Source organism: Enterobacter sp. Lyrl_3 (assembly GCF_051948675.1).
Taxonomy (GTDB): Bacteria; Pseudomonadota; Gammaproteobacteria; order Enterobacterales; family Enterobacteriaceae; genus Enterobacter; species Enterobacter cloacae.
On record NZ_JAYJLI010000004.1, the window covers coordinates 322,065 to 339,500 of the forward strand.

General features: G+C 36.1%; 20 protein-coding genes and 1 tRNA gene. 6 read left to right on the top strand and 15 right to left on the bottom strand.

What is annotated here, in order from left to right; translation table 11 throughout:
* Positions 1–116: 116 nt before the first annotated feature.
* Complete coding sequence (locus VF709_RS11435; protein ID WP_440231602.1) at positions 117–575, bottom strand: hypothetical protein; 459 nt, start codon at positions 573–575, stop codon at positions 117–119.
* Positions 576–862: 287 nt separating this feature from the next.
* Between VF709_RS11435 and VF709_RS11440 the strand changes: the two genes are divergently transcribed.
* Positions 863–1,420 carry a hypothetical protein gene (locus tag VF709_RS11440; RefSeq protein ID WP_440231603.1) on the top strand — a complete coding sequence of 186 codons (558 nt, stop codon included), beginning with the start codon at positions 863–865 and terminating at the stop codon, positions 1,418–1,420.
* 143 nt (positions 1,421–1,563) lie between these two features.
* Here the strand turns inward: VF709_RS11440 and VF709_RS11445 are convergent, their stop codons facing one another.
* The 3 genes from VF709_RS11445 to VF709_RS11455 are packed head-to-tail and all read right to left on the bottom strand — an operon-like array spanning position 1,564 to position 4,707.
* Positions 1,564–2,358 carry a hypothetical protein gene (locus VF709_RS11445; RefSeq protein ID WP_440231605.1) on the bottom strand — a complete coding sequence of 265 codons (795 nt, stop codon included), beginning with the start codon at positions 2,356–2,358 and terminating at the stop codon, positions 1,564–1,566.
* A complete protein-coding gene (locus tag VF709_RS11450) occupies positions 2,355–3,611 on the bottom strand; it encodes an AAA family ATPase (protein WP_440231607.1) in 1,257 nt (418 codons plus the stop codon). The genes VF709_RS11445 and VF709_RS11450 overlap by 4 nt, the downstream gene beginning before the upstream one ends.
* A gap of 1 nt (position 3,612) precedes the next feature.
* Entirely contained in the window at positions 3,613–4,707 is a 1,095-nt protein-coding gene (locus VF709_RS11455) for a DUF262 domain-containing protein (protein WP_440231608.1), read from the bottom strand.
* Between the two features lie 268 nt (positions 4,708–4,975).
* On the opposite strand from VF709_RS11455, the gene VF709_RS11460 reads away from it, so the two are divergent.
* The 5 genes from VF709_RS11460 (at position 4,976) to VF709_RS11480 (ending at position 7,801) form a co-directional block, all read left to right on the top strand.
* Entirely contained in the window at positions 4,976–5,389 is a 414-nt protein-coding gene (locus tag VF709_RS11460) for a hypothetical protein (RefSeq protein WP_440231610.1), read from the top strand.
* Positions 5,358–6,542, top strand: coding sequence for a relaxase/mobilization nuclease domain-containing protein (locus VF709_RS11465; RefSeq protein WP_440231612.1), 1,185 nt, complete (start codon positions 5,358–5,360; stop codon positions 6,540–6,542). The genes VF709_RS11460 and VF709_RS11465 overlap by 32 nt, the downstream gene beginning before the upstream one ends.
* 224 nt (positions 6,543–6,766) lie before the next feature.
* Complete coding sequence (locus VF709_RS11470) at positions 6,767–7,039, top strand: hypothetical protein (protein WP_039102438.1); 273 nt, start codon at positions 6,767–6,769, stop codon at positions 7,037–7,039.
* Between the two features lie 41 nt (positions 7,040–7,080).
* Positions 7,081–7,467, top strand: coding sequence for a hypothetical protein (locus VF709_RS11475; protein ID WP_039102439.1), 387 nt, complete (start codon positions 7,081–7,083; stop codon positions 7,465–7,467).
* A gap of 19 nt (positions 7,468–7,486) precedes the next feature.
* Positions 7,487–7,801 (top strand): hypothetical protein, encoded by a 315-nt coding sequence (locus VF709_RS11480; protein ID WP_000708681.1) that lies wholly within the window; start codon positions 7,487–7,489, stop codon positions 7,799–7,801.
* Positions 7,802–7,851: 50 nt separating this feature from the next.
* On the opposite strand, the gene VF709_RS11485 is transcribed toward VF709_RS11480, so the two are convergent.
* The 11 genes from VF709_RS11485 to VF709_RS11535 all read right to left on the bottom strand — a co-directional run bounded on the left by VF709_RS11485 (position 7,852) and on the right by VF709_RS11535 (position 17,416).
* The gene (locus VF709_RS11485; protein WP_440231615.1) at positions 7,852–8,277 is read right to left on the bottom strand and encodes a hypothetical protein; all 426 of its coding nucleotides are present in this window, start codon (positions 8,275–8,277) and stop codon (positions 7,852–7,854) included.
* Positions 8,278–8,373: 96 nt separating this feature from the next.
* On the bottom strand, positions 8,374–8,760 hold the full coding sequence (locus VF709_RS11490) for a hypothetical protein (protein WP_001062149.1): 387 nt from the start codon (positions 8,758–8,760) through the stop codon (positions 8,374–8,376).
* A 14-nt stretch (positions 8,761–8,774) separates the two neighbouring features.
* The gene (locus VF709_RS11495) at positions 8,775–10,649 is read right to left on the bottom strand and encodes a DNA-binding protein (RefSeq protein ID WP_440231618.1); all 1,875 of its coding nucleotides are present in this window, start codon (positions 10,647–10,649) and stop codon (positions 8,775–8,777) included.
* On the bottom strand, positions 10,646–11,956 hold the full coding sequence (locus tag VF709_RS11500) for a tyrosine-type recombinase/integrase (protein ID WP_440231620.1): 1,311 nt from the start codon (positions 11,954–11,956) through the stop codon (positions 10,646–10,648). The genes VF709_RS11495 and VF709_RS11500 overlap by 4 nt, the downstream gene beginning before the upstream one ends.
* On the bottom strand, positions 11,949–13,151 hold the full coding sequence (locus VF709_RS11505; RefSeq protein WP_440231621.1) for a tyrosine-type recombinase/integrase: 1,203 nt from the start codon (positions 13,149–13,151) through the stop codon (positions 11,949–11,951). The genes VF709_RS11500 and VF709_RS11505 overlap by 8 nt, the downstream gene beginning before the upstream one ends.
* A 282-nt stretch (positions 13,152–13,433) precedes the next feature.
* Positions 13,434–13,748, bottom strand: coding sequence for a hypothetical protein (locus VF709_RS11510; RefSeq protein ID WP_181216111.1), 315 nt, complete (start codon positions 13,746–13,748; stop codon positions 13,434–13,436).
* 20 nt (positions 13,749–13,768) lie between these two features.
* Entirely contained in the window at positions 13,769–13,975 is a 207-nt protein-coding gene (locus VF709_RS11515; protein ID WP_440231624.1) for a helix-turn-helix transcriptional regulator, read from the bottom strand.
* 166 nt (positions 13,976–14,141) lie between these two features.
* Complete coding sequence (locus VF709_RS11520; protein WP_440231626.1) at positions 14,142–14,951, bottom strand: DUF6387 family protein; 810 nt, start codon at positions 14,949–14,951, stop codon at positions 14,142–14,144.
* Between the two features lie 111 nt (positions 14,952–15,062).
* Positions 15,063–16,313, bottom strand: a complete 1,251-nt coding sequence (locus tag VF709_RS11525; RefSeq protein ID WP_440231628.1) for a tyrosine-type recombinase/integrase — start codon at positions 16,311–16,313, stop codon at positions 15,063–15,065.
* 189 nt (positions 16,314–16,502) lie between these two features.
* Positions 16,503–16,587, bottom strand: a tRNA-Leu gene (locus VF709_RS11530).
* Between the two features lie 106 nt (positions 16,588–16,693).
* Complete coding sequence (locus tag VF709_RS11535) at positions 16,694–17,416, bottom strand: hypothetical protein (RefSeq protein WP_062934826.1); 723 nt, start codon at positions 17,414–17,416, stop codon at positions 16,694–16,696.
* Positions 17,417–17,436 lie beyond the last annotated feature (20 nt).

A 17,436-nucleotide genomic window follows, 5' to 3' on the forward strand; every position in this document is an offset into this window, starting at 1 on the left:
CACATCAACTTTATAAACTATCTATTATGGTCCTTTGGACTTCTGCACTTGTGATAAAAAATAAATCTTAATTAGTATAATACTTAATCTAATACTGCTTGAGACATATAGCACTGTTAATTAATTTTTGATTCAATCTCAATCTCAGTTAAAGAGAAAAGATATCTCACAGCATTGCTGATGTATCGAAAGTTATTCAAGTTACTGAAACCAATTTCCTTATCTAATTTAAGAATATATTTATATAAAACATTGTCTATCTCACATAAACTAAGCATCCGATTATATCTAATGTATTGTAAAAAATATAATGCTGTTTTAGGTTCATACAATGATAAAAAATCAACTAATCTAGTATGTTCAAATCTCGCGGACTTTACTATTTTGGATATACTTTTATTTGCGAATGAATTTATTTCAGATAGGTTAAAGTAGTCTTCATTAATTTGACAAGATTGAGGGACATCAAAAAAAACAACAAAATCGTTTTTAATCTCAAAATAAACATCATCAATGCCATTGGACTTCATTAGTTTTATTACTGAAAGAATAAAACCAGCATCACCAACACTCATAAAACAGTTATGACGCTTTATAACATCAATAGACCTGCCAATTAACTTCATGTTATTTAAATATATTTTGCGCCTTTCGCAGATATAAATCTTATTATAATTATGATCGAATGATATATTCTTTACTAAACGATTTAATTCCTCTCGCATTTTTATTCCCGCCTTATGTCTTAATTTATTTTAGTTATATAGCTTCCTATTACATTGTCAATCACCAACAAAAACATTTTGATTGTTATTTAAAAAAGATTTAGACTAACTATTACGATATAAAAAGGAGTATACCCATGGTTTCAAAAAGATTTTATGTCATCAGAGTATGTGTTCCTGATTTTTATTTTCCTTTTTTACCAAGTATTAGAAAGCAATTTATTCTAGAAAGTTTATGCGAAAAAGGTTTTGTTTCAGTGTATGTTGTTTCTGATAAATGCAGAAAAGTAAAACCCATCTTATACTATAATTACAAATCTGCACTGGAAAAATGTAAATATAATAATTTAAATAAAAAAACTATAGATATTCCAGATAAATATAAAACTCCCCAGAGAATTAGTATTTCTATAATCTCAAATGAGAAAGTGACCGGTGAATCATCTGAAGAAACACAAATCAACTATTCAGAACTCAATAATCTATACCTTGAAGACTTTTCAATAAATACAGAGAGTTATAATCCGAACGATACGGACCCAGTAGATTTGAATTTAGAAAAAAACTTACTTAATGATATATTACAAAGTACTTTCGAACACAGAAAAAGCATTATTGCTGACATTGAATCACTAATAATTACAAGTTTTCTTACAAAGAAGGAAAATTTAAAATCGAAATCTAATCCAAGCTAATGCATTTATTGCATAAAGCAAGGGCTAACTAAGGGAAGCGATGCTTCCCTTAGTCCCTTGCTTTTTCTTCTATGCTATCGAAAAAGATTACAGAAAAACTTTATTGTAGAATATAAAATTCTAATAGCTTCAAAACTAGATATTCAAACATAGCCATAAAATATTTGACCACGGGGTTCATAATTTACTCGACTAAGTATTTCATCAACTAAACTATGAACAGCATCATTTTGTTTTAAATTTATTTTATAGCCGTGAAAAACAGATTCCTCATGATAAGGGAAACAATACCATGTGTCTTTATACTTACTGATTACTTTCTTACTAACAAAAACGCCATTTGTAAGTGCATTTTGAGCTTCGTTAATATCTAAATCCATTTCACTAACAACGAATTTTCCTAAATCTAGAGGTAGCTTTTTATGTTTTGGGTTAGGTTCATAAATCCAATTGACATTTAATGAATCGGAATATCTCGTCAAGTTAATAATTTTTCTTCTTCCGGAGATGCTGCTTTGAACTTCAATATCATAATCATTATATTTATCTGAGTTTTGAGCAGATACAACGATTGCACCACATTTTGAAATTGAAGCTGAATCAAAACATGTACCACTCAGATCATTGCCATCAAGATCTCGTATGGTCTCACCATCAACATGTTTATTTTTACTATAATGTGGACTTCTACAAAAAACCTCTAATATAGCCCTTTTTTTATCTTTCTCATAATTTTTCATGTCATGCAAAATCTCTAATATGGTAATTTCATCCCATATTTTTGCATTTTTCACTTCTGGATGGATTGAGCTTTTCTTAGCACAGCAAAAGGTTTTGCAGTGATAAAATATTTTTACTACCTCCATCAGAATATCTACAGCTTCTTCCCTGCTTTTCGCTTGACCATTAAAAGAGCAATCATTCACATATAATTTCATTCAAATAACCTCATCAAATCCTTTTCTGCCTGATCAAAGAATCCATCATCGTAATCAGAAAGGCTACCATTTTTAGAAACTCTAATTGCAGTAACGATTTTTTTATCGTGCTCAGATCTAATGTTATTTATTACTACTTGGTCCTCGTTCAAATTACAATCTTTTGCAAATAAACGAATTCCATTGATTATATGATCACTATGGGTTTCAATAATAACTTGTACACCTGTTTGTGAAGTATGGGCTAGAAAATTAGCCAACTGCGATTGAGCGGCTGGATGGAGATGGACCTCAGGGTTCTCTACAATCAATATCCCCCCAGGTGGAGTACACAATGCAGCAACTACAATAGGTAAAACATAGCTTATACCAAAACCAGTATTCACTGGTCTAACTGCTCTTTTTGCTTCTATGGAACCGTAACTATGTGAAACTTTATCTAAGGAATTATGGGGCTCTAATTTAATATCAAAACCTTTAGAAATCCTCTTCATTGTTTCTTTTACAGCGACTTCTAAGCCATATACTTTTTGATCGGAAGAATTACTTTCAGATTTAATTATATTCTCGTTATTTTTTTTACCATTGATGAATGAATCTATTGATGTTTCGTCAATGATTTCATCGAAATTCAAAAAATCATTATTTTTATCAGAGTCTTCAAAAGACTCTTTAGCTACTTCACTTATATTTGTCCCCAATAGTTTTTGTGTAAGTAAGACTGTTTTTCTGGCTAAATCTTGATTTAATGCTGGTTCCAATCTTAAACGTTCTAGTTCGGCAACGGCATATTGACCATATATTCCAAAATCTATTTTGTCTGAATCAAAGTTGACATCATAACTATTCTGTGGCGAAAGCCTATAAGCATTCAAATAGTGGAAAGCGTTATTAAGAAAAGGATGGATACCGATGTTTTCTGATTTCAATGGTAAAAGATAAGAATTTTGATCAATATTCTTTAACAATTGTGATTCATATACGGAATCATCAACCTTGATGCTAATCGTATCACTGATAGCTTGTTGAGCAACTAAATCCTGAACATGTCCAACAGAGAATAAGGGACCTGATAAGTTTAATTTTTTTTCTTCAAAGCTATGTATATCAAAACTTTGCTTTAATAGCAGCAAGCATTGAATAGCAGTTGACTTTCCTGCAGAGTTGGCCCCGCAAAATACGGTTAAGGGAGCAAACTCAAATGTAACATCCTGAAAACACTTAATATTTTTTAAGTTAATTTTTTTTATCATGTCAAATCTCTTCGAATGTATCAATAAATGATGCTTTCACATCTAAATAGTTTGGTGTTTTAGAACTATTTTTCAGCCTAATTAGTGTTCGTTTGCTAATATCTTCATTTAATAAATAGTTATAGAAAATATGTATAAATGAATTTGCATTTAAAATATAATCAGAGTCGTCTAATAGAGTATGTTTATAATTTTTGTTTAACGATGAATACGATGATAAAGATGAAGAGTCCATATCCAAAGCTATATTTTTATATTCGATGAGTTGGAACATATCTCGTATTTTACGATACACATACCCTTCCACTCCTCTTGCTTGCCTATTATTTTCATAATAATTTGCAGAAATATCTAAAACTTCACTGATAGTTAAATCTTGGTCATGGATATTTATTAACTTAAACTGCAAAAATGCAAGCATAAATAAAAACAAGAAAAGTTGATCTATTTCTGCCCTCTGCTTGATTCGTAAATTATTACGTCTAATCCCTTTATGTTCATCATAAAATGAAATAATATCATAAGTTCTTTCCCTCAAAGATCGTATAGCAGACTTCATTTCAGGATATGCATAGTTTCGCGCATTTTGTATTGGGAAGTTATTATTATTTGAGTTGACACGCTTGCAAAACTCATATTTAAGCAAATTATCACTATCATAGTTGATTATAATCATATTTATTAAATATCTATCCATTAGTAAATTATAATCGCGATAATCTAAATCAAATATCTTTTTCCCGTTTAGCTCTTTTCGAATGCTTAACCCTTTAAGTGCAAACTGTCCTCGATGGAATCTATATAAAGAGTTTATAATTTGAGTTCCATCTAAAAGTAATAGATTGCCGTACTGATTTTCTTCACAGTAGATATTCTGAAGAGGAAAGCCGACTAGAACGGATTCGATTAACTTACTCGATTTAAGAACGGTCCAATCATTTGTATGTTTAATTGCTAATTGTAAGTCCAATCGGTCATGGTTAATCTGCTCAATAATTCCAGAAACAGACATAGAAATATTTTTCGTTTGAAAACCTCTCTCAGAGGAAACCATCCCAAAATAATCATTATTATTGCTATTGTAAAGATTGTTCATAGAACCCTCCGTCTTCTAACCACATTATAACACCTACACTCGAACTTTGTATATACCTTTCTTTTGTAGAGTTAATTATAATAGTTCTATAATTTAAATTTAATCATAGCTTGTGTTCCTTAAAAACCATATGATTCGTAATAAATTCACTTGTTATATTGTTGAGAGATGTAATATATAAATGAATTATTGATGACTAAAATTTGACGCTATATCTAAACCATGCAATATATATATGTGTGTAATTTTTTAGCCTAAGGAAGGGGAAATGAAACAACATTATAAACACGAGGCCGTATCTTGCTACAACATACTAAAGCCTGAAAATTTATCTAAAAGAATATATTGCATCAGTGTTAGGTTAAATAATAAGGAATTAGAGATTCTCAATGTGAATCGAGGAAGTTACAAAAAAGGCGAATGGCTCCGCATGGCTTTCCTACATAAAGTGCCCTCCATTATTCCTGAGATCAACATCGAAGCATGGAGAGCTTTATCTGACATATTACAAAAGTTGAATCGTATTGCCGCTCATATAGATGGTAAAAGCAAAGACAGTCAGCTTACTCAGACTGAATTGTTTGCAGTGAAGCGACAACTGGAAGAGCTTCGCCAGCACCTGCTAAATGCTGACATATGGAGCAAATCCTATGAAGGGTATGCAGAAGATCAAAAGGGGTAAGAGCTTCACAGGTGTTGTTCAATATGCATTGAAGCCGGGAGCACATCATAAAAGTGATCCAATCGTAATCGGGGGCAATATGCTGGGTGACACGGTCCATGAACTGATTGCTGAATTTGATGGCACCAAGCAGCTTCGGCCAGATGTCCAGAAACCAGTATGGCACAACTCGCTTCGCTTACCTGATGGTGAATCATTATCGAATGACCAATGGGCAAAGATAGCTGACGACTATATGAAGAAGATGGGGTTCAATGAGACCCATCTCCGCTGCTATGTTCTACATGACGATTCTGCCGGCCAGCACATACATATCATTGCAAGCAGGATAGACCTCTATGCTGATAAGCTATACCTTGGCAGAAACGAAAACCTCATCAGTACCCGGATCATTAGTGAACTCGAAATCGCTCACGGTCTGACAGTGACTAAGACAGCACCTTCCATTACACCAAAGCAACAGAAGCGAAAAAGAATCTCTCGTAACGAACAAATGCTATCGGAACGAACTGGGGTGCTTTCACCAAGAGAAGCTCTGCAGCAGATACTTGATAAAAGTTTATCTGATAAGCCGGACCTTCTAACTTTTATCAAGAGGCTGGAAGAAGCTGAAGTATCCTGGAAGGCCAATATTGCCTCTACCGGTAAAATGAACGGCTTCTCTTTCGAATACACAGGCATAGCTTTCAAAGCTTCGCAATTGGGCAAGAGCTACTCCTGGGCAAATCTCAGTAATCGGCTTAACTACAACCTCGACCACTTAGAAGCTCTGCGAAGCGACATATCGATAAAAGACCAACCTGCTGCTCCTGCTCCTGCTCCTGCTCCTGCTCCTGCTCCTGCTCCTGCTCCTGCTCCTGCAAAAGATGTTTCAACAACGGATATTTCAAAGGAAAGCATAAGTGAAAAAATTGCTGAACTCGAACTACGACTCAAAGAAGACAGAAGAAACGAAATCGTAGAAAAGATTCTTCAAAAAAACTCAGTACAACAGCAAAAGCATCTCAGGCTTATCGGCTGGATTCCTTTTCTCAGAAGGCTCGCAGAGCTTCTCAGAAGCTATGGGAAGTCCATTCTTCACAAAACCCACACACACTTCTCAAAAATTCATGTAATCCAACCTTTAAACAAGGCGAGAAAAATTCGTTTATAGACAGCTAGTTGTAAACATCTATCGTAACCACACTCTATTCTCTAGTAATAGATTTGTGTTTAGTCAAGAAAATATTGATCGTTATTACAGATCGATAATCTAGTTATGATAGACAATAACTATCAAGTAACAATCATCGATCGGTACAAGCAATTTTACTAAAGCGAGTCGGTCATCGAGAATCTCTGTAAACGCACCATTTAATCTGCAACCCTGGGGTTGATATGAAAGACGAAACAATAAAGTGCCCGTTCTGCTTTACACAAAGTCCTCATGGCGTGCGGATTTGTAAAGGCTGTCATGCAAAGGTCGCTTACGGTGAAAGCCCGCTCAGTGTGGCATTCCTGTTTCAATTCGTGGCATTTGGTCTCGCGTGGTTAGTATTCTCGTGGACCGGCAGCACTCTTGTATCAGTCATTACGTTTTTCGTAAGCATCATTATTCTTATCTATAAAATTAAAAAGATGTATGCAGACAGAGTTGTTTTTATACGGTGAAATTAATTTCACACCACCGCTAACATAAAATGAGAAAGCAAATGAACCGATTTATAACGGCCTCTTTTTTTATTATTGTCTTCCTGCTTTCTGGCTGTTCAACATCAGGGAACCAGAACCTTAAAAACGAAACACCACAAAGCCTCCAGTCAAAGATCATTAAAAACAAAACAACTAAGACGGAATTACTCACTAAGTTAGGTGAGCCTGATACAAGAACCACACTCGATGACGGAAATGAGCAGTGGAAATATTTCATGTCTAACAATCAGTTCAATGCAACGACTTTCATTCCAGTTGTGGGGCTGTTTACTGGCGGTTCCCAAACTCAGTCTAAAACTCTTGAAATCGACTTCAAGGGAGAGACTGTAAGTAAATGGACTTTTTCCTCTGACAATAACAACACCAAAACTGGCATTCTTAATTAATTGTTTTTTGGATAAGAAAATGAAAATATACTCAATTATCACAGTTATCATTACCACCTTCCTTCTAACCGCATGTAACAATGAACCATCGCAAGACGATATATACAATGTTTTCAAAAGTGTTGTAGATAGAACAAATACAAGTATGAAAGCTCTTGATTCAAGAGTTACAGAAAAAGATCTTTTAAGAATCGATTACGTGAAGAAAGTTAGTTGCACAGAAGAAGCAAACAATGTTTATAACTGCATTGTCGATGCCTCTATTAGTAATATGAAACAAACAAAACCAGTAAAACTAATCAAATCTGATGGTGTCTGGAAAGAAGTTCAGTAGTAGCCTATATCAAGAAGTCTTTTAGCCCCTGCATAGGGGCTTTTTATTGCCTATAACCTGGCGGTTCTTACGCGAACTTCATAGGTTAACTCTTTCTCAATTACTTTCATTTCATATTGTGCTTTGACAGTAGCAGAGATTTCTTCTGCTTTTTCTTGATTATTATCGATGTAATTAACAAGCGAGTTTAGCTCCCTGATAACAGCTTCCTTATTGTTTAATCTTTGTAGTAGATTGCTTGTAAGACTTTTGTATACCGAGCTAAACATAGTCATTATGTTATCAATATTACGATTGGATTTGGAATAAATCCTTTCAGGGTAGAAATACTTCAAATGGTATCCCACAAAAATTAAGTAAAGCTGGTATGAGAAACTTTTATCACCTGGCTGGTATCGTTTTGAAATATATTTATCAACGATAATGATAAGTTGCTCTTCCAGAGTAAACTCTGGATAGATAATGTTTTTGTCCATAAAATGCATCCTTGCATTAGTTAAATAGTCTTCCTGACCATATATTTATATTTATCGCATTTATTAAACTTGTCAATAGGTGTAACCTATCAAATATTATTTTTTATTAAATGGCCTATTCAACTGTTCCATAGTAAGACCGTGTCTATAAGCATTATACTGCCAATAGCTAAATTGCTCTTTGTATCTATTGTTCTGTTTTTTCAACATTTCGTTTTCGGCTTTAAGGTTTATTATTTGTTGTGCCGCAATAGTTAAGTTAGCTGGTTTCTTTAGACCAGATTTTTTCAAATTGGACAAACTTTTCTTTATTCTATATGCTTCAACAACTTCATCATGAGCACTTAAAGATTGCCTTGTGATAGTTCTGTTTAGATTCTTATACACTGATTCACATAAATCACTCCATGTGATTTTACCGTCCCAAGTCAGTATAATGTGTTTAATTGCTTTTATTTCACTCCTGTTCAAATGTTTTGCCATAAGTATCTCCTATTTTAATTATTCAAAAGCTTATTAATTCTTTCCAGATTTTTTTCATGGTGTTGCAGCCATTTGTCTGCACCATAATCACCATTTTCATAAGCGGTCTGCGTTATACTCTTCAGTTTTGTTACTTTTTCTCGGATAGATTCAAGTCTAATTCTATCTATTGATTTCATTTCCAGGGTTTCATTATTATATTCTATAAATTCATTGATTTTAGTACAAGGACGAACTAAATAGTTATGCACACAGTAGCCAAATTCGGTTAAGTGAATTGCTCCTTGATTCAGGTTATCAAAATCAACTGTCAATTCATTTGTGGGTATGGACTTCCTTTGACAATAATTTTTCATGCTCAATTTAATAGTTTTGATTTTATCTAACATATCTTCTTCTGACACGTGATTATAAACTCTGTTCTGATTCACATTGACACGACCAGACCATTTAGCTATATCCAGTTCAGACATTTCACCATAATGGGCTATTGTGTTTAAAAGATGTCTTGGTTGGTGTGAGCGAATAAGTAGTGGTTTTCCTTCAATATAATAATATCCGTATCGGGCGAAAATATTTTTAAATCCAGACTCATTACTTGTTTTATCTTGTATGTCTTTAAAAAAGAATCCTTTAGTAGGTTTATAAAATGAATAGATATCGCTCATTTGGGATAAGGAAAATTGGCGAGGATTCAATAAACATAATGCATTACTAAATCTTATAGATTTTTCTTCATCATACCAAGGAAAGTCTTTACTAAAACCAGAGATAATCATTTCCCATAAATCATTCAATGAATAGTTATAATCATTGGGGTTTAAGAAACTTTTCCTACCATCCAGACTTGTCTTTTTGATTTTTAGAACGCAAGATTTGTGATCATGTAAAGGGTAGCCAAGTGCATGACAAACCTGTATAACTGTCAACTTTGATTTTTCATCAACTTTTGGGCAAAGTTCATGTTGGTAAAATTTATCAGGATATTTTTCGCACCATTGAGCAAACGCCCTTGCATTTTGTGATAAGGAAAGCAATCTTCTAATCGCTTTCTTCGCAACTGGTATCATAACCTGTGGAATCCACTTGATATTAGGGCCATACCCCTTAACCGAATAGAATCTCAGACCATATCTTTCGACACCCTTCTCATCTTTTTGTGTAATCTCACAATCAGCAGGTAAGGCTAAAATCTCAGAAATTCTGCTCGGACAACAAAGCAGAAGTGCAAATACTGAACTGGTGAATTTATCCCTTGGACTCAGTAGCTCATCATTTTTAGAAAAAATATCAGCAATAGCAAGTAATGCTGATTCATCTGGTAACTTATCGTTTCTGTGATAGTCCTCGATCTCAGGAAGATAGTTGTTTTTGACCTTCTGCTTCACATGGTTTTTCCAGGATATGTATCCTGATTTCACCAGGTTATGTTCAGATAGAAATTTTGATAATTTTTCAAGTTGTATCCCACATTGAGCGAGAACATTACCTTCAAAATATTTACTTCCGATTTGCATTGCCTCATCAAAAACAACGGCTGTAACATTATAAATGAGACCACTGTTCAGAACCTGCAAAAGAGCCTGTTCGAGACATCTCAAAGCCATCATTGTAGCCCCATAGTTTTTCAAGGGTTTCAATGAGTGTTGATATCTGATATATGCTTTTGCAAAATCGAGAAAATCTTCATGCATTGCATCTTTGGAGTTAAATGCTTTATGTCCAACCCCTATCTTTCTAAAAGTTATATACCCTTTCCAGACATATTGTTCCCAATCATGAGTTTGGGTGAGTCCTGATAGTTGATAGCGGCAAAAACTTATGAAGTCATTATAATTGTTTTCAGCCGTAATTTCTTTTTTAGATTTAAACAAAATAATATTGTTCATCGTGGATTTACCTCGTCAATATCAACTGGCATAAAGAAAGCACATTCATTACAAGAAAAATTTACATTTAAATTCTGAATTTGGCATTTTCTAGAAGAGCAAAACTTGAAATTCGTTATCTCTTTTGACCTTATTCCATTCATAAAAATTTCAGCGACAAATGACAATTGTTCTGAAACAGCGGAATCAATCCTTTCAACACTCTCAGCAAGATTTTTAATATAAATTCCAGTGCTTGAAGTAGAAGAATGATCCAACAATTCAGCTATAGTATTGGCATTATGACCATCCTTAGCCAGCATAGTTGCTATTGTATAACGAAGCCTGCGAGGAGTAACATTGAGTAGAGAACCTGTACGATTTGAAATTAAGTTCCCAGTATTAACAATATTCTTTAATGCTCGATTAGCAATTGTTGGTTTTGCATATATTTTATTAGATTCCAGGAAGTTAAAATCTATTACGGCTAAATCAAGCAGTTTTTCCTCGTTCAAGAAAACTGGAACCTTGCCTTTAGCATGATCATCAAGGGTTTTGCCAAGGTTTTGCTCAACAAGCCTCACGGAATGATTAGCTTGAAGTTGAACAATTGATGCAACCTCTGAGATTATTGGTAGTTCTCGATATTGTAGTTGTTTACCCCTTTGTTTAACCCGTGGTACTGAAATTAAATATTCTACTTTACCATTATCTAAGTTCTTTTGAAGAAGGTCTTTATATTTCAACATAACTAACTGCTGAGGTCTTCTGCCGGTAAGACTTATTAATAGCGATATCGCATAATCTGACAGTGACAGTTCACCTATGCTATATGCGTGACTCATAGCCTTGATCAAGGAAGTGTGTTCCTCTTTAGTCAGTGGACCCACAGTTGGATCATCTTGTAATATAGGTTGACCAGTTTTTTTTATTTTTAGGTCAAAATGCTTTGCTATTTCAACAGCACTTTCATCTATTCCGGGGTATCCTAATTCAAACCATTTAGTAAAAAATGGCCGTAAACCTCGCAAATATGATGGTTTATTTGCTGATTGCATATTTTGATATTGGATTATTACTTTATCATCAATGTAATTAGGAGAAACATTGTTAATAAACTTCTTCATATTTTTAACTATTGTTTTTACATACAAATGGCTTTTACTACAAAAATAATACTGTAATGTATTCACAAATCCACAAACCAAACTTTTGTTCATAACACATATCAAGTCTCTAATATTGATTCCATGGCTCTCAATCAAAGTGACGATTTTTTGTTCATGAATTGACATTTTATCAGAGCTTTGTTTAATTAAATTATTCATCAAATCCTCCTTTGAATAGCTGCTCTTGCTGCTCAAGTGCAGTTTTTTTCGATAGCTCAAAAATATGCCTGCGATTATAGATTATTGATGTGTCTGAACCTGGTATCCATCCCATTAGATAAGAACGGATTTGTTTCTCTTTTTCGTCGGATATGTCCTTGGCCTTATCTATTGTTTTCGAGAACTCATAATTCCATGTGTGTCGTAATTTATGGCCTGTTAATCCACTTAGAAGCGAGGATGATTGACGAACAACACTCACTATCTTATGGTATGAAGAAAATGACAGCGGTTGCCCTTGAGTCTTCCCTTCCTTATAGGTAATAAATAGAAAGTCATGCTTATTAGCATTTTGGACTTTCCTACGATCATTCAAGATATAATCTGAAATTTCATATATAAGGTTCGCATCAGCAATTAACTTCCTCTCACAAGTCTTCACTAATGGCTGATAAACTCGTGGATCTGTTTTATCATTTGCTCTCCTCCTTATTGCTATTGTTGATTCTGCAAAATCTATGTCACCAATTCGCAGATTCAAAAGTTCACCGGCTCTCATGCCAAAGCAATGTAATAACAGGAATATTAGGTTATTTCTTTTTTGTACTATTTCCGTAAACGGGTTCAAGTTACTTCCTGGCGAAAGAATGCTAAACAAAGTATCCAGTTGAGCTTTATCTAAGCTCTTTTCGATATCCATAACATATTTGTCATTGTTTCTTGGTTTTTTTCTTTTTATGTTGTCAATGAAAACAAGTATCTCTTTGATTGTATCTTTCTGACCTGTATGAGAAAGAAGTATTTTACATAACCATTCCAGATAGTTAGCTATTGTTGTAATCCGAAAATACTTAGTTGGTTTTTTGACATTTGAAACGCAAAAATCATTATCTACACCACCTTTAAAATTGAATGAAGTAAACTCAATCAAATCATCAATTTCATGAGGAGCCAGAAATATCCTTTTCTGAATTCTTTCATCAATATTGATATCTTTCCTCGTAAAGAATCGATATAACAATGAAATGCTACCAGCAATAACTTTCATTGTTGATATAGACTCTGACCGATTTCTGACTTGTGTTGTTATATACAAATTTGGATAATACAATGGCTCACCAGTTTTTTTATTTACTACATGACAATACCTCTCACCATTTTCCAACATAAACGAATCTACACAAATACTGCACATATTTTCCTCCTAAACCTTACAAAAAGTATAATTCCAATATATTAATAATAAGCATTTCGTAGATTTACAAATTTATTTGAATCGTTAGAATCATTTATTTAAATTAAAACAGTGAGATAGACGATTATTCCTGTCAAATTATCATCTGGTAGATCTAGATAGCATTATGTACACCTAATACTTCGAAAACTATCTCACTGCCTTGCTAATAAACGGCAACCAAAATAATGTAAATTATTTTGTAAGGTTTTAAGCAAAAATATGGTGCCAAACTTTACATTTTTACAAAAGAGTTTTCAGCCCAATCTGGTATTGAATTATTCGCTTTGAAAGATTTCTCATTTCAACGGGACATTTAATTAGCGAGAACCATGTCTCGTAAACATAAAACTGCTCGAAAATATTAAGCTCAGAGATCGAGTCTAAGGGCTCTCTCAAGTTTCCTACAAGGTACTGACTGAGCCAGTAAATGATTTCTTTATTAAATTCGTTATTGGGTAAATCATAAATTGCTCCGGGTTCGAAGATCTTGTAAAAAAGATCATCGCCTAAATTGCACATATGGTTATCTTCACTCACAAATTCTTCGATATTCATAACATATCTCCCCAAATTAACTAAGCAACATTATTTCGACTTGTTTCGATAACTGATTGAATCCACTCGTCAACTTCACTCTCGACAAAAGCAACGGCACGAACACCGATCTTCACTGGTGCCGGAAACCGACCTTCACTGATCAGACGATAGATCCAGGCTTTGCCGAAACCAGTTCGTTTCAATACTTCTGGTAAACGAATTAAGCTTTGACTGATTGTATTCATTTGGCTGTCTCCTCCGTTTCCGTTACGGAGATATTAGCCACACAGATTTGTATCTATGAAGGGAATGCTGATAACTGAAAAGTTAGATGAGGGAAGAATGGAAGGAAATTCTGGGGAAGAAAAATATTTACGCCCTCCCCTTGACAATTAACATGATGATTTACAACTAGAAAGAGCCGAGTTCAGAAATCGGTATGTTGAGGAGATGGCTGTTTTTGCTGATAAAGTATTCGAGACTACGGGTTGTTTCTCCATTCAATGTCTTCTCTGCAACAGGCCTGTCTGTATCTTTAATGTGATCTTCTCCTCTGATCTCACTTGTAAAGTCGGGATACAAGACACGAGACAAGACCATATTTGAGATTTTTACTTTTTTAAATTTTGCCCAAATCAATAGATCCATCATTGGGATAATATTGTAATCGACGAGTTTTCTTATTTTTGCCAGTCCAATTTTTTCTGTTTTTACTGGCTCAATTTCATATTCCTTCCTAAGAATGGGTAGCATCGTTTGTAAGGCTGTTATAATTTCTTCATCGCTGGACATTCCTAAATCAAATGAAACATACATCTTGCTGCTATTTTGGTTAAGAAAAAAGTCTCTCATAGTTTTTGTTATTGGTTTCTTTTTCAACTCTTTTTTGAAATCGCCATTTTCTTCAAAAAAATCCATGCTAAACATTATTAACTTATTCTCTAATTTTTTTATATCACCAAAGCTGACCTGTGCAACATGTCTTTGGCCCTTGCCAAAATGACCATGATTATTATCTTGTCTGCTTAAAATAGGATTACCTTCAAGGATAGACCTTAAATTTTGATTATCATCTTCCCATCCAAAATTTACACTGTCGAAAATCGCTTCTCTAAAGGCAAGCTCAGTATGCAGTTCTTTGATTGTAAGTAATTTTAACTGCTCATAGTTTTCAAGACTAAACCAGCTTTTTAATTCTTCATAAGGGCTTACTACTTTCATTAATCCCTCCACAGTATTCAAAGCTTGAATGAGTTAGCACTGCTTATTTGAATTAATTCTCCCTTAACAAGGTTGATAAGGGAGAACGATTAATTAACTAATTATTCATAGTTAAATATTTTTAAAATCAAATGGTGAAACTTGTCGTATTCTAAGGAGGTCAAGGTAATCGGCCCACCACTGCAACATAAGCTTTCTCTCATCAAGGTGCTCTGCTTTATGTATGTAGGCAGCACGAACTGAGTTCCGCTCCTGATGGCTCATTTGCCGTTCAACAGCATCTTTCGACCACAAACCAGATTCAATTAAAGCACTACAAGCCATAGCCCTGAATCCATGTCCACAGACCTCCACGGTTGTGTCATAGCCCATAGACCTCAAAGCCTTGTTTACCGTATTTTCACTCATAGGCTTTCTGAAATCATGGTCGCCAATGAACACAAGTTCATGATCACCGCTGATCTCTTTAATTTCCGTCAGCACAGCCAATGCCTGACAGCTTAAAGGAACAAGGTGTGGAGTTCGCATTTTCGAACCACGGTGCGAATGTTTCACTCCGGGTAATGGTTCTCGTTCAGCGGGAATAGTCCACATAGCATTCTCGAAATCGATTTCCGACCATCTTGCGAATCTGAGTTCACTGGAACGAATGAAAATGAGCAATGTCAGCTTTACGGCTAACTTCGTGAGTTTCCTACCTTTGAAGTTATCAATTCGCTCTAAGAGTTCTGAAAATCGTTCGAATGGCAAAGCTGGCCTGTGGGTTCTTTTAGCTACCGCAATAGCTCCTGCCATCTCCTGAGCAGGGTTGTAATCTATCAGCCCGTTCTGGACAGCATATCGCATTATTGCTGTGGTTCGTTGTTGCAAACGAGCAGCTACTTCTAGTCGTCCAGAAGTCTCAACAATTTTGACTGGAACGAGAAGATCCTTGGTTTTAAGCTCGGCTATTTTTCTCTTTCCTATGGAAGAGAAAAGGTTATCTTCAAGGCTCTTTAAAACCCTTTCACTATGAGATTCTGACCATTTCCTTTTACAGGCAGTATGCCAATCCCTTGCAACAGCTTCGAATGTCAGGGCTTCGCTCTGCTCGATTTTGTCTGCTTTTTTCTTCTCGGAAGGATCGATACCATCAGATACCAACTTTTTGGCTTTATCTCGCTTCCTGCGAGCTTCACCAAGAGAGACCATTGGATAAACACCCAATGCTAAAACTTTCTGTTTGCCATCGAAACGGTATTGGAGTCGCCAGTATTTTGAACCATTGGGATTGATTAGCAGGTGCATACCCTGCCCATCGGTGAGTTTGAAGGGTTTGTCGGAGGGCTTGGTAGTCCTAACTTTGATATCGGTGAGAGCCATCAGTTGATACCTCCAGTGTTGGTACCAAAATCAATCGAACCGGGAATACCATCAGTTATACCATCATCAGTTGGTATATGTTCAAGGAATTGAGTAGACGTGGACAGACTAAGAAAAGCCAGAAACCTGCTTAACTTACTGTTTTTATGGACTAAAATAGACGTTGATAGACTTGAAAAAAGCTTTGTATGGTGCCGAAGGCCGGACTCGAACCGGCACGTATTTCTACGGTTGATTTTGAATCAACTGCGTCTACCGATTTCGCCACTTCGGCACTGAAGGGGATGCGGAAACGTTGTGGATTATACCTGTCGCGCGCCGCCATGCAAGCGACGACGCGCTAAACCTGCGCTAAGTGCCCAAAAAACCAGCGCCCTTCGTCAGTCCAGCTCAGACACCGCCAGCCGAATCACCCTCGCCGCCTTCTGCTCCGGCAGCGCCAGCACCTTCGCCCACATCTCCTGCACCATATCGCAGGAGAGCTTCTCTTTGCCCACCGCCTTCTCCGGCGTCTGCAGCAGCTGGATGTCCTCGCCGTATTTGTCGGCAAGTTGCTTCATAATCGGTCTCACATCCTCGACGGCCGCCTCACGTTCGGAGGGGGTCACGGTGTGGCGGTTTTTGCCGTAGGCTGCGCGCATCATGTCGGCGTCGGCCTGCATGCGACGCGCCATCAGGTCTTTACCCAGCATGCGCATCGGGTTGATGCCGCCCTTCACCATCGGGTAGAGGAAGCGGAAGCAGGCGTCGTCGCTCACCTTCTGGATGGCGGCGGTCTGCTCCATATTGATGGTCATGTAGTTCACCACGTTGGCGTCCGGGGCGTTTTGCAGGCGCGTCATCTGCAAATGCAGGATCTGCGGCTGGATGGTGTCGATAATCTGCTGCTCCGGCTCACCCGCTTTTTGCAGGGCGGCCATCTGGTCGAGGATGCGCTGATGCAGCGCGGGCTCCTGCTCCTTAATCACCTGCCAGGCGGGCATCGCGTTGAGGGCGTTATCCATCTGCCGTTCCGGGGCGCGCTGCCTGTCGAAAAACACCCAGAACGCCACGGCGGCAGCCGCAATGACGACAATCACAATACGGGTCCACGTTTTATTCATCTCGCATCCTTATCCTTGAG